Annotated in this window: 13 protein-coding genes; 7 read left to right on the top strand and 6 right to left on the bottom strand. The window is 71.6% G+C overall.

The genetic code is table 11. The annotated features are described in order from the left end of the window. The first annotated feature begins 35 nt into the window (after positions 1-35). From QT196_RS27605 to QT196_RS27595, 3 genes are all read left to right on the top strand, one after another. Positions 36-758 carry a response regulator transcription factor gene (locus QT196_RS27605; RefSeq protein WP_168481419.1) on the top strand — a complete coding sequence of 241 codons (723 nt, stop codon included), beginning with the start codon at positions 36-38 and terminating at the stop codon, positions 756-758. Further along, complete coding sequence (locus tag QT196_RS27600; protein WP_290355892.1) at positions 755-2,158, top strand: HAMP domain-containing sensor histidine kinase; 1,404 nt, start codon at positions 755-757, stop codon at positions 2,156-2,158. The genes QT196_RS27605 and QT196_RS27600 overlap by 4 nt, the downstream gene beginning before the upstream one ends. A gap of 114 nt (positions 2,159-2,272) precedes the next feature. Then, a complete protein-coding gene (locus QT196_RS27595) occupies positions 2,273-3,775 on the top strand; it encodes a serine/threonine-protein kinase (RefSeq protein ID WP_266733411.1) in 1,503 nt (500 codons plus the stop codon). Positions 3,776-3,901: 126 nt separating this feature from the next. Here the strand turns inward: QT196_RS27595 and QT196_RS27590 are convergent, their stop codons facing one another. The 4 genes from QT196_RS27590 to QT196_RS27575 all read right to left on the bottom strand — a co-directional run bounded on the left by QT196_RS27590 (position 3,902) and on the right by QT196_RS27575 (position 8,100). After that, positions 3,902-5,602: a methylmalonyl-CoA mutase family protein gene (locus QT196_RS27590; RefSeq protein WP_168481417.1), complete on the bottom strand. Its 1,701-nt coding sequence runs from the start codon at positions 5,600-5,602 to the stop codon at positions 3,902-3,904. Positions 5,603-5,773: 171 nt separating this feature from the next. After that, positions 5,774-6,106: a DUF3817 domain-containing protein gene (locus QT196_RS27585; protein WP_168481416.1), complete on the bottom strand. Its 333-nt coding sequence runs from the start codon at positions 6,104-6,106 to the stop codon at positions 5,774-5,776. Positions 6,107-6,164: 58 nt separating this feature from the next. Further along, positions 6,165-6,674 (bottom strand): MarR family transcriptional regulator, encoded by a 510-nt coding sequence (locus QT196_RS27580; RefSeq protein ID WP_168481415.1) that lies wholly within the window; start codon positions 6,672-6,674, stop codon positions 6,165-6,167. Between the two features lie 43 nt (positions 6,675-6,717). Continuing rightward, complete coding sequence (locus tag QT196_RS27575) at positions 6,718-8,100, bottom strand: MFS transporter (RefSeq protein ID WP_290355891.1); 1,383 nt, start codon at positions 8,098-8,100, stop codon at positions 6,718-6,720. 83 nt (positions 8,101-8,183) lie between these two features. Between QT196_RS27575 and QT196_RS27570 the strand changes: the two genes are divergently transcribed. Then, the gene (locus QT196_RS27570) at positions 8,184-9,170 is read left to right on the top strand and encodes a DUF5937 family protein (protein ID WP_168481413.1); all 987 of its coding nucleotides are present in this window, start codon (positions 8,184-8,186) and stop codon (positions 9,168-9,170) included. A 24-nt stretch (positions 9,171-9,194) separates the two neighbouring features. Here the strand turns inward: QT196_RS27570 and QT196_RS27565 are convergent, their stop codons facing one another. Further along, positions 9,195-9,506, bottom strand: a complete 312-nt coding sequence (locus tag QT196_RS27565) for an MTH1187 family thiamine-binding protein (RefSeq protein WP_168481412.1) — start codon at positions 9,504-9,506, stop codon at positions 9,195-9,197. After that, on the bottom strand, positions 9,503-9,853 hold the full coding sequence (locus QT196_RS27560; protein ID WP_168481411.1) for a DUF3817 domain-containing protein: 351 nt from the start codon (positions 9,851-9,853) through the stop codon (positions 9,503-9,505). The genes QT196_RS27565 and QT196_RS27560 overlap by 4 nt, the downstream gene beginning before the upstream one ends. 244 nt (positions 9,854-10,097) lie before the next feature. On the opposite strand from QT196_RS27560, the gene QT196_RS27555 reads away from it, so the two are divergent. Genes QT196_RS27555 through QT196_RS27545 form a run of 3 tightly spaced genes read left to right on the top strand, consistent with a single transcriptional unit; the run spans position 10,098 to position 12,156 of the window. Continuing rightward, complete coding sequence (locus QT196_RS27555) at positions 10,098-10,736, top strand: AIM24 family protein (RefSeq protein ID WP_168481410.1); 639 nt, start codon at positions 10,098-10,100, stop codon at positions 10,734-10,736. Next, positions 10,736-11,386 (top strand): AIM24 family protein, encoded by a 651-nt coding sequence (locus QT196_RS27550; protein WP_085922954.1) that lies wholly within the window; start codon positions 10,736-10,738, stop codon positions 11,384-11,386. Before QT196_RS27555 ends, QT196_RS27550 begins: the two co-directional genes overlap by 1 nt. Further along, on the top strand, positions 11,383-12,156 hold the full coding sequence (locus QT196_RS27545; protein WP_168481409.1) for an AIM24 family protein: 774 nt from the start codon (positions 11,383-11,385) through the stop codon (positions 12,154-12,156). Before QT196_RS27550 ends, QT196_RS27545 begins: the two co-directional genes overlap by 4 nt. The last annotated feature ends 78 nt before the right edge of the window (positions 12,157-12,234 follow it).

The raw sequence follows: 12,234 nt of genomic DNA, 5'->3' as shown, positions 1-12,234 counted from the left end.
CCTAAGAAGCTTCTAAGAGAGGTGTTTGGCAGCCTATGTCCATGCCGCCCATGCCCGGGAACACCCCCGCCCCCAAGATCCTCGTCGTCGACGACGAACCCGAGGTGCGTGCCGCCGTCGAGGACGGCCTCGCCGTGGAGGGCTATGCGGTGCGTGGCGCCGCCGACGGCCTGGCCGCCCTCTCGGAGGTCGCCGCCTGGCAGCCGGACGCCCTTGTCCTGGATGTACTGATGCCCGTCCTGGACGGCCTGGCCGTCTGCCGCCGGCTGCGCGCGCTGGACGACCGCACCCCGATCCTCGTCCTGACCGCGCTGGACTCGGTCAGCGAACGGGTCGACGGGCTGGACGCCGGCGCCGACGACTATCTCGTCAAACCGTTCGCGCTGGACGAGCTGGTGGCCCGTATCCGGGCCCTGCTGCGCCGGGCGTCCACCACGGCGGTGGAGGACACCCAGCTCACCTTCGGCGATCTGGTCGTCGACCCGGTGACCCGCACCGGCCACCGGGCGGGCCGCCCCCTGGAGTTCAGCCGCACCGAATGGGCGCTGCTGGAACTGCTGCTGCTGCACCCCGGGCAGGTGCTGCCGCGCGAGGTGATCCTGGAGCGCGTCTGGGGCCGCGACTTCGGCCCGGACTCCAACTCGCTGGCCGTGTACATCGGTTATCTGCGCCGCAAGCTGGAGGCGGGCGGCGAGCCGCGGCTCGTCCACACCGTGCACGGCATCGGCTACCGCCTGGGCACCGCGGAGGGCGCGTGACCGGCAGCCGCGGGCTGGGGGCCCGCTGGCGGCGGCGGCGTCCGCTGCGCGCCCGGCTGGCCCTGGCGGCCTCCGCCGCGGTGGCGCTGGTGGCGGTCGGTGTCTGCGCCGCGGCGTTCACCATCATCGACTACCAGATGACCCGTCAGCTGAAGCTGACCCTGACCCAGACGGCCACCCAGATGATCCGGGACCGCCACGACTGGGGCCCGACGCCCAGCGACACCCTCTGCCAGTACCCGGCCTCGTCCTGCGTCCAGATCGTGCCGTCCGACGCCGCCAAGGACCCGCGCACGCCGTATGTCCTGCCCGTCTCCGACGCCACCCGGCAGGTCGCCGACGGCCGGAGCCCCGCGTTCTACGAGCGGCAGAAGGTGGCCGGGCGTCCGGTCCTGATGCTCACCACCCGCCTCGGGGACAAGGACGAGGCGCTCCAGGTCGCCCAGCGCTCCGACACCGTCGACCGGGGCGTGGAACAGGCCGCCTGGGCACTGGCCGCGGTCGGCGGCGCCGGCGTCCTGCTGGCCGCCGCGCTGGGCTACTGGGTGTCCCGTACGGGCCTGGCCCCGGTCGCCCGGCTCACCGCCACCGCGGAGCGCATCGCCGCCACCCGCGACGCCCGCCATCGCATCGAACTCCCCGCGGGACCGCCCGCCCGGGAGGACGAGATCACCCGGCTCGCCACCAGCTTCAACACCATGCTCGGCGAGCTGGAGCAGTCCGTCACCGCCCAGCGCCGGCTGGTCGCCGACGCCTCCCACGAGCTGCGCACCCCGCTGACCGCGCTCCGCACCAACGCCGAACTCCTGGCCCGCGCCGACCGGTTGACCGACGCCCAGCGCGATCGCGCCTCGGCCGCCCTGGGCCGCCAGCTGCGCGAGGTCACCACACTCGTCAACGATCTGATCGAACTCGCCCGCGACGAGGAACCCCAGCCGCTGGTCGAGCAGGTACGCCCGGCCGCCCTCCTGGAGCACGCCGTGGGCGCGGCCCGCGAGCACTGGCCGGAGCTCACCTTCACCGCCGCCATCGACCCGGCCGCGGCGGACGCCACGGTCCCCGGAGTGCCGCCCCGCCTGGCCCGGCTGCTGTCCAACCTCCTCGACAACGCCGCGAAGTTCTCCCCGCCGGGCGGCCCGGTCGAGACCGCGCTCGCCGGCGTACCGGGCGCGCTGGAGCTGACCGTGCGCGACCACGGCCCCGGCATCGAGGCCGGCGATCTGCCCCATGTCTTCGACCGCTTCTACCGCGCCAAGGCGGCCCGCGCCCTGCCCGGCTCCGGCCTGGGCCTGGCGATGGCCCGCCAGATCGCCCGCGCCCACGGAGCCGAACTCACCGCCGAGCAGGCGCCGGGAGGCGGGGCGCTCTTCCGGCTGCGGATTCCGCTGCCGGCGGCCTAGGGCCACGTCAGAAATCCCCCCGTTCCCCCGCACGGACCCACGACGCGGTGATCGGGTAGACACCCCCTAGGGTGAGACCGCGGAAAAATCCGGGTGCGGTGGATGGGGAGCTTGATGGAGCCGTTGGAAGCTGCGGACCCACGGGCCGCCGGACCGTATCAACTGCTGGGACGTCTGGGCTCGGGCGGGATGGGCCGGGTGTTCGTCGGAGAATCCGTGACGGGACGGCGGGTTGCCGTGAAGCTCGTACGGGAGGATCTGGCGGCCACGCCCGGTTTTCGCGACAGGTTCCGGCGCGAGGCCAAGCTCGCGATGCGGGCGGGCGGCTTCTGGACCGCGCCGGTCGTCGACGCGGACCCGGACGCCACCATGCCGTGGATCGCGAGCCAGTACGTCGAAGGCCCCTCGCTCGACGCGCACGTCCTCCAGCAGGGCCCGCTGGGCGAGTCCGAGGTGCGCAGGCTCGGCACGGGACTGGCCGAGGCCATCGCCTCGTTCCACCGGGGCGGCCTGGTCCACCGCGACCTCAAGCCCTCCAATGTCCTGCTCGTCGAGGACGGTCCGAGGGTCATCGATTTCGGCATCTCCAAGGCCCTGGAGACCACCGACGGTACCGATCTGACCAAGGCCGGGACCGTCATGGGCACACCTGGCTTCATGTCGCCGGAGCAGGCACTGGGGCAGCCGGTGGGCCCGCCCTCGGATGTCTTCTCGCTCGGCTCCCTGCTCGCCTACGCGGTCACCGGCGCAGGGCCCTTCGGTGACGGGTCCTCCCACGCGCTGTTGTTCCGGGTCGTGTACGAGGCACCCGATCTCAGCGCCGTGCCGGACGGGCTGCGGGGGCTGGTGCAGGACTGTCTGCACAAGTCTCCGGAGGGCCGTCCCACCGCCGACGCGCTCCTCGCACGCCTCGCGGGCGCAGCGCGGGCGACGGTCGCCGACCCGCGCATCGCGCCGAGGCCCGTGGCGGAGACCGTTTCCGACGCGGATGCCCTGGCGGCCACCGGACCGCAGTCCGCGAGCTCGACAGCCACGGCCGAGCCGCCCGTGGCGGCACCGCGCGGGCATCGGCCGGTGGCTGAACCACCGGCCGCCCTCCCCGCGTTCACCGTGGAGAAATGGGGCCTCGCGGCCGTCTTGCGCCGCCTGCTATGGCCGGCCGTTTCGGCGTTGACGATCGCCGGCTTCCTGGACTTGGTCGGAGAGATGACCAACGCGCCCGCGCCCGCGTCCGTGTTGACGCTCTTCGTCACGCTGCTGCATCTGCTCTACGGGGTGAAGGTTTCGCTGCCACTCCTCGGCCCCAGGTCACTGCGGGTCGGAGCGGACGGGCTCTATGTGCGGGACGGCCCGCACACGGTCACGGTGCCCTGGCGGGACATCTCCTCCGTCACGCTCACCGGAAAGCGGAAGGGGCGCAGCATCGCCCTGACGGCGGCCCTCGCAGAAGGAACGGACACCCTGGTCCCCTCCCCGCTCCACGCCGGGACGGGTGTGCTGACGTGCACGATCGTCTCCCCCGCGAAGAACGAGACGAGCACCCGCCTGGACGGCCTCGATACCGCACTGCGGCGTTTCGCGGGCGGCCGCTACCAGTCGCTTCCCGCCGCGGGCTGACGGCGCCGTACGGCCACCGGTGAGTCGGGCGGCGCTCCATGGCCCGGCAGCCGTACGGGGCAGCAGGCCCATACCTGCCGCCCCGCGCCCTGGAGGGGACGTCCCTACTGGCCTCCCGGCCTGGCCTCAGAATCCGGCCGGCTCCGTATACACGCCCCACTCGTCCCGCAGCACACCGCAGATCTCGCCGAGCGTCGCCTCGGCCCGTACGGCCTCCAGCATCGGCTCGATCATGTTGCTGCCGGCCCGTGCGGCATCCAGCATCGTCTTGAGCGCGCCCCGCACCCGGGCGTCGTCCCGCGCCGCCTTGCGGTCCGCGAGCGCCCGCACCTGCTCCCGCTCGACCTCGTGGCTGACCCGCAGGATCTCCAGATCGCCGGTGACCGAGCCGTGGTGGCAGTTGACGCCGACGACCTTCTTGTCGCCCTTCTCCAGCGCCTGCTGGTACTGGAAGGCGGACTCGGCGATCTCGCCGGTGAACCAGCCGTCCTCGATGCCGCGCAGGATGCCGGAGGTCATCGGGCCGATCGGGTGCTCACCGTTCGGCACCGCGCGCCGGCCGCGCTCCTTGATCTGGTCGAAGATCTTCTCGGCGTCCGCCTCGATCCGGTCGGTGAGCGACTCGATGAACCACGAACCGCCCAGCGGGTCCGCGACATTGGCGACGCCGGTCTCCTCCATCAGCACCTGCTGGGTGCGCAGCGCGATCTCCGCGGCCTGCTCACTGGGCAGCGCCAGGGTCTCGTCCAGGGCGTTGGTGTGCAGCGAGTTCGTGCCGCCGAGCACGGCCGCCAGCGCCTCGACGGCGGTGCGGACGACGTTGTTGTACGGCTGCTGGGCGGTCAGCGAGACGCCGGCGGTCTGGGTGTGGAAGCGCAGCCACTGCGCCTTCTCGCTCGTGGCGCCGTACACATCGCGCATCCAGCGGGCCCAGATACGGCGCGCGGCGCGGAACTTGGCGATCTCCTCGAAGAAGTCCAGATGCGCGTCGAAGAAGAAGGACAGGCCGGGGGCGAAGGTGTTGACGTCCAGCCCACGGGAGAGGCCCAGCTCCACATAGCCGAAGCCGTCGGCGAGGGTGTACGCCAGCTCCTGCGCGGCCGTCGCGCCCGCCTCGCGGATGTGGTAGCCGGAGACCGAGAGCGGCTTGTACGCGGGGATGCCGCGGGCGCAGTGCTCCATCAGGTCGCCGATCAGCCGCAGATGGGGCTCCGGCTGGAAGAGCCACTCCTTCTGCGCGATGTACTCCTTGAAAATGTCCGTCTGGAGCGTGCCGTTCAGGACACCCGGGTCGATGCCCTGCCGCTCGGCGGCCACCAGGTACATGCAGAAGACCGGTACGGCGGGACCGCTGATCGTCATGGAGGTCGTGACATCACCGAGCGGGATGTCCTGGAACAGCACCTCCATGTCGGCGGCCGAGTCGATGGCGACACCGCAGTGCCCGACCTCGCCCAGCGAGCGCGGGTCGTCGGAGTCGCGGCCCATGAGGGTCGGCATGTCGAAGGCGACGGAGAGGCCGCCGCCGCCCGCCTTGAGGATCATCTTGTAGCGCTCGTTGGTCTGCTCGGCGTTGCCGAAGCCCGCGAACTGGCGGATCGTCCACGTCCGCCCCCGGTAGCCGGTCGGATACAGCCCCCGCGTGAAGGGGAACTCGCCCGGCCACCCGATCCGCTCGAACCCCTCGACCGAGTCCCCGGGCCGGGGCCCGTACGCCGGCTCGACGGGGTCACCCGAAAGCGTGCTGAAATCCGCATCCCGCTTACGGGCGGAGTCGTACCGGGCCTGCCAGCGGCGGCGGCCCTCATCGATCGCGTCAGCGTCCATACCTTGAATTTACTAGGACGTCCTAGTACTTGTCGACGGGAGAGGCCCCTGAGTCGCCCTGTGCGTGGCGATGCTCACTGTCCGTAAGCGCGTGGGGAACGCAAAGGCGCCCGCTCCTCAGAGGGACAGGCGCATTCCGCAGGGTTTCCCGGGTGGCGGCCGGGGCGGTCGTCAGGCCTTCACCGGCTCCGGAGCGTCACCGGCGATCAGCGGCTCGACCTCCCGCACCACCTGGCGCTCGACGAAGAACGCCGCGGTCGGGATGGTGCCCGAGATCAGCACCCACAGCAGCTTGCCGAACTGCCACTTGGCCTTGGAGCCCAGGTCGAAGGCGAAGACCAGATAGATGATGTAGAGCACGCCGTGGATCTGGGAGACGACGAGGGTCAGGTCCTTGCCCATCCCGAAGCCGTACTTGAAAACCATGCAGGTACAGAGCACCAGCAGCATCACGGCGGTGATGTAGGCCATCGCCCGGTAGCGGGTCAGGACGCTTCGCTTCATGCCCCGAGGGTAACCAGCCGTTCCGGCGCGATCTTCGCCGCCCCCTCCGGACGCCGCCCTATTCGTCCTTGAAGTCCGCCGCCGCCACCCGCAGCGGCCGCAGCAGCGCGAAGATCTCCGCGCACTCCTCGGCGTCATAGGCCCCGAGCCCGAAGTCCATCGCCATCAGCTCGCGGGTGGCCGCATCACACACCTCGCGGCCCTTGTCCGTGATGGTGGCGAGCGTGCCCCGCCCGTCGTTCGGATTCGGCCGCTTGGCGACGAGCCCGGACCTCACCAGCCGGTCGACGGTGTTGGTCACCGAGGTGGGGTGCACCATCAGCCGCTCGCCGATCTTCGACATCGGCAGCTCGCCCGCCTTGGAGAAGGTCAGCAGCACCAGCGCCTCATAACGGGCGAAGGTCAGCCCGTACGGTTTGACCACCGCGTCCACCTCGGCCAGCAGGATCTGATGGGCGCGCATGATCGAGGTGATCGCGGCCATCGAGGGCACAGCGCCCCATCGCTGCTGCCACAGTTCATCGGCGCGCGCGATGGGATCGAAAGCAAGGCTGAGCGGCTTCGGCACGCGTCCGACCCTACCGGGCGGCCATATGGTGGTCAGCCGCGTCTCATTTTTCGGTCCGGGCCACCGGTCCCGCCGGTCCGCGCACCGGCCCGGGGGACGTCCGGTCCGGCCCGGGGAAGGTCCGATCCGGCCCCGGCTCCGTACGCCGCACCTCGAAGATCACCGCCACTACGCAGACCACCCCCAGCACCCCCGCCGCCGGCATCACGACCCGCAGCGGCGCGTACTCGGCGGCGGCCCCGGCCAGCCCCATCGCCAGGCCCATCACCGTCATCCGCCCCGCCTGCATCACCGTCATCGCCCGGCCCAGCAGGGCGTCGGGGACCGCGGCGACGAACCAGCGGTCGACGCCGAAGTTGTACGAGATCCCGGTGCCGGTCAGGGCGAGCAGCAGCACCGCCCAGCCGAGCGAGGGCTGTGCGGCGAAGCCGAGCGAGGGCAGCACCGCGAAGACGCCCATGGGGAAGGTCAGCCGGGTGCGGGCCCGCGGCCCGAGGAACGTGCCCACCAGGCTCTCGGCGAGCACCGCACCGATGGGCATGCTGCACATCAGCAGCCCCATACCGGCCGGTCCGGTGCCGAGCAGGCCGGCGTAGGGCACCAGCAGCGCCTCGGGGATCACGACGAACGCCGGCGGCAGCCACGTGAGCAGCAGCAGCGCCCGCACCCGGCGGTCGGCCAGCAGCAGCCGGGCCCCGCCCAGCGAGTCCGCCAGCAGCGCCCCGCGCGCCGCGCCCGGAGCCCCGTCCCGCGCCGGGCGCGCCAGGGTCCCCAGCCGCAGCAGCAGCGCCGACCCGAGGAACGCACCGGCGGTGAGCGAGAGCACCGCCGCCGGGGACACCACGGTGAGCAGGAGGCCCCCCGCGGCGAACCCGGCGAGCTGCGCGCTCTGGTTCACGATGCGGATCACCGAGCGCCCCAGGACGAACAGCTCCCCCTCGCCGAGGATCGCCCCCAGGGTCGCGGCCCGGGTCCCGGCGAAGACCGGCGCGATGGCCGCGAGCACACAGCGCAGCACCAGCAGCAGCACGACCGGCGTGCCCGGCGCCACCATCCCCGCCGCCGCCAGCGCGCACAGCAGATCGCAGCCGACCAGCACCCGCCGGGCCGGGTACCGGTCGGCGACCGCCGACAGCAGCGTCCCGCCGACCACGTACGGCAGCAGCCCCAGCGCGAAGGTCAGGGCGCTGAGCAGCGGCGACGCGGTGAGCCTGAAGACGAGGACGGACAGCGCGATTTCGCAGACGACCACGCCGAGCGAGGACAGCAGATGCGCGGCGAAGACGTACCGGAACTCGGGGACGGCGAAGACGGCGCGGTAGCCGTCGGGGCGGGCCGCGGCGGCGGACGGTGCGGCGTCGGCGGCGCCCTCATCGGGGCAGGCGGGAAGGCGGCCCGACGGCGCGGGCCCGGAGGGCGAGGGCATGTCCGCAGCCTGCCGGAGCCCGGGGCCGCCCCGTATTCTTTCGGCTCCAGCCGAATCCTGGCCTCCGGGGGGAGCGTGCGGCCGTGCCGGTGAACCTGCATTTCGGCGCCGATGACCTGCTCCGCATCCGGTTCGCGGTCTCCCCGCTGTGCGAGACCCATGAGGCCGTACGGACCCTGCGCCGCGCCGACCGGCACGGCTATCACACGCCGTGGCTGCGCCGGATGCGCACGACGCCGGCCGGGCTGGACCTGACGCCGCTGTGGCTCTTCATGCCGTCGGTCCCCCCGGGGTACACACCCGACTTCCTGGGCCGCCCGCCGGACACCCCGATGGCCGGGTTCGACGAGGAGCTGGCGCGGCTGCGCGCGACCGACCCGGCGCTGGCCCGCGCCGAGATGGCCAAGTCGCTGGCGAGCCGACCGGAGGCGGCGGAGTCGGCCCGCGGCCGGGCGGCGCTGGCCGATCCGGCGCGGGCGGTCCAGGAGCTGGCCGATGTCACCGAACGGGCCTGGCGGGCGCTGCTCGCACCGGACTGGCCGCGGCTGCGGGCCCTGCTGGAGGCCGAGATCGCCTACCGGTCGCGGCAGTTGGCGGGCGGCGGCCTCCAGCGGCTGTTCGCCGATCTGCATCCGCGGCTGTCGTGGTCGGGCGACACCCTGACGGTGCGCACCCGTACCGACTTCGCCCAGATGCAGGATCTCGACGGCCGCGGGGTGCTGCTGCTGCCCAGCGTCTTCGTGTGGCCGGACGTGGTCAGCGGGTTCGATCCGCCGTGGCAGCCCACCGTGATCTACCCGGCGCGCGGGATCGGCGGGCTGTGGACCGAGCCGGAGACGGGCCCGGCGCTGGCCCGGCTGCTGGGGGCGAACCGCGCGGCCGTACTGGCCGCGCTCGACACCCCGTCGACCACGACGGCCCTGGCCCACCGCCTCGGCCTGGCGCCGTCCTCCGTCTCGGAGCATCTGTCCGTGCTGCGCGACGCCGGTCTGCTGGTCTCGCGCCGACACGGACATCAGGTGCTCTATGAGCGCACCCCGCTGGGGATCACTTTGGCGGCGGGCGGCTGACGCCCGGCCGGCGCCCGGGGGCGGTCAGCCCCGGGGCGTGCCGTCCTCGCCGAGGTACCGCTCCACGGTCTCGACCTTCGAGGTCAGGCCGTCGGTGACGCCGTGCCGGATGTCGGCCTTCAGCACCAGCGAGACCCGTCCGCAGCGGGCCTCGACGGCCGCGACCGCGCGCTTGACGACGTCCATGACCTCGTCCCATTCACCTTCTATGGAGGTGAACATGGCGTCCGTGCGGTTCGGCAGCCCGGACTCGCGGACGACCCGGACCGCGTCGGCGACGTACTCACCGACGTCCTCGCCGACGCCCAGCGGGCTGACGGAGAAGGCGACGATCATACGTTCACGACCCCTTCCTTACGGGCGCGGGCCGCGATCACTCCGGCCTCCTCCTCGCGCTTGAGGATCCGGTCCCCGAAGAGGCCGCCGAACGGCAGGATCGCCAGCACGAAGAAGAAGGCGACGCGCTTGACCGGCCACTTGGTGCGGTTCCACACGTCCAGCAGCAGCACCACGTAGGTGATGAAGAGCAGGCCGTGAATCATGCCGAGCGGCATCACCAGCGAGTCGTAGTCGAAGGCCAGACGGAAGCCGGTGCCGAAGATCAGCAGCGCCGGGAAGGAGATGGCCTCGGGAATGGAGGCCAGGCGCAGTCGGTGCAGGGCGGCGGCGGTCTTGATGTCCACGGGAACCTCGTTCGGGTGGGATGGGCGTCGGCGCACAGCGCCGTCTTCTGGGGGTGGAGGTCGGGCGACGGGCGGGCGCTTGTGCAAGAGTTCACAAACTTCGCCCCATTGTTACAGCCGCTCCGGCGATCACTGCGCCGGGGGGAGGCAAGGGCCCACGGACCGGCGCACGGCACGAGATTCAGGGCGATATCAGGGACAAAGGACCTGCCCCGCGCGGCTCCGGCCGACTACGGTCTGATCCGTGGCTCAGTTTCGGCTCCAGGGGAGCAAGGTGCTCGCCGTCGACATGACCGGCGACGCCGTCAAGGCGAAAAACGGTGCGATGGTCGCGTACGACGGCCAGATGGCGTTCAAGAAGATGTCCGGCGGCGGCGAGGGCCTGCGCGGCATGGTCACCCGGCGGCTCACGGGTGAGCAGATGGCCGTGATGGAGGTGAAGGGCCACGGCACCTGCTACTTCGCCGATCGCGCGAGCGAGATCAACCTGGTGCAGTTGCAGGGCGAGAAGCTGTTCGTGGAGGCCAGCAATCTGCTGTGCACGGACGCCGCGCTCCGTACGGGCACGAGCTTCACCGGCCTGCGCGGCGCCTCCCAGGGCAACGGCCTGTTCACCACCACCGTCGAGGGCAGCGGCCAGGCGGCGATCACCTCCGACGGCCCCGCGGTGGTGCTGCGGGTCACCAAGCAGTACCCCCTCCAGGTCGACCCGGGCGCCTATGTCGCCCACACCGGCGACCTCAAGCAGCACTTCCAGTCCGGGGTGAACTTCCGCACCTTCATGGGCGAGGGCTCCGGCGAGGCCTTCCAGATCCGCTTCGAGGGCGAGGGCCTGGTGTACGTCCAGCCCAGCGAGCGCAACACCGTGGGTGGTGAGGTCTGATGCCGTTCACGACACTCAACTCCCGCATGGTGGAGGCCAGGATCGGTCCGGGCCAGCGGCTCTTCAGCCAGCGCGGCGCGATGCTCGCCTACCGCGGCGAGGTCTCCTTCACCCCGAACCTCCAGGGCGGCCAGGGCGGTATCGGCTCGATGATCGGCCGCCGGATCGCCGGCGAGGCCACCCCCCTGATGACCGTCGAAGGCACCGGCACCGTGATGTTCGGCCACGGCGGCCATCATGTGCACGTCGTCGACCTGACGGGCGAGACGCTCTACGTCGAGGCCGACCGGCTGCTGGCCTTCGACGGCGGGCTCCAGCAGGGCACGATGTTCATGGGCTCGCAGGGCGGCGTGATGGGCATGGTGCGCGGCCAGGTCACCGGCCAGGGCCTGTTCACCACGACCCTCAAGGGCGTCGGCTCGGCCGCGGTGATGGCGCACGGCGGGGTGATCGAACTCCCGATCACGCCCCAGCGCCCGGTCCATGTCGACCCGCAGGCCTATGTCGCCCACCGCGGCGATGTCCGCAACAAACTGTCCACGGCGCTCGGCTGGCGCGACATGGTCGGCCGCGGCTCGGGCGAGGCCTTCCAGCTGGAGCTGTCGGGCCAGGGCACCGTCTACGTACAGGCGTCGGAGGAAAAGCTGTGACCGGTCCCGTCGTCCACGACGTCCATTCGCTCCCCGCCGACGACAACGTCCACGCGTACGCCTTCAGCGTCGAGCTGGACGGCCAGTGGTTCCTCCAGAAGGGGAAGATGATCGCCTACTACGGGCAGATCGACTTCCACGGCATCGGACACGGCCGCCTGGACCGCCTGATCGCCGGGAGTTTCCATTCGCCACTGCACGCCGCGGACTGGATCGTCGCCGAGGGCCGGGGAAAGATGCTGCTCGCGGACCGTGCCTTCGATGTGAACTCCTTCGACCTGGAGGACGGCAACCTGACGATTCGCTCGGGCAACTTGCTTGCATTTCAGCCATCTCTGTCGCTGAAGCAGTCGATCATCCCGGGCTTTCTCACCCTCATCGGTACGGGCAAGTTCGTGGCCGCGTCCAACGGCCCGGTGGTGTTCATGGAGCCGCCGATCCGGGTGGACCCGCAGGCGCTCGTCGGCTGGGCGGACTGCCCCTCCCCGTGCCACCACTACGACCACCAGTACCTGCAAGGATTCCTGGGCGGACTGCGGGCGCACACCGGTATCGGCGGGGCGTCCGGAGAGGAGCACCAATTCGAGTTCGTCGGGGCCGGCACGGTCCTGCTCCAGTCGACGGAGCAGCTGATGCCGGAGCTGGCGACCGGCGCGGTCCCCACTGAAGCGGGCGTTCCGGGCGGCGGCGGACACGTCCCGCAAAGTGGCTCACAACTGCCCCAGCTGCCCGGCAACCTCGGGAGCCTCCAGCGCCGCTTCGGGCTGTGAGCGGTACTCTGCGGACGGTGACCTCGAACGTCTGACCAACATCCGGCTCCCGGCCGGGCGAGGCGCCACCCCCGGCAT

Origin of the sequence: Streptomyces sp. P9-2B-2 (assembly GCF_030406865.1) — a bacterium.
Lineage (GTDB): Bacteria > Actinomycetota > Actinomycetes > Streptomycetales > Streptomycetaceae > Streptomyces > Streptomyces platensis.
Note: the sequence above shows the minus strand (reverse complement) of the source record. Positions and strands in the feature narration are given on the sequence as shown.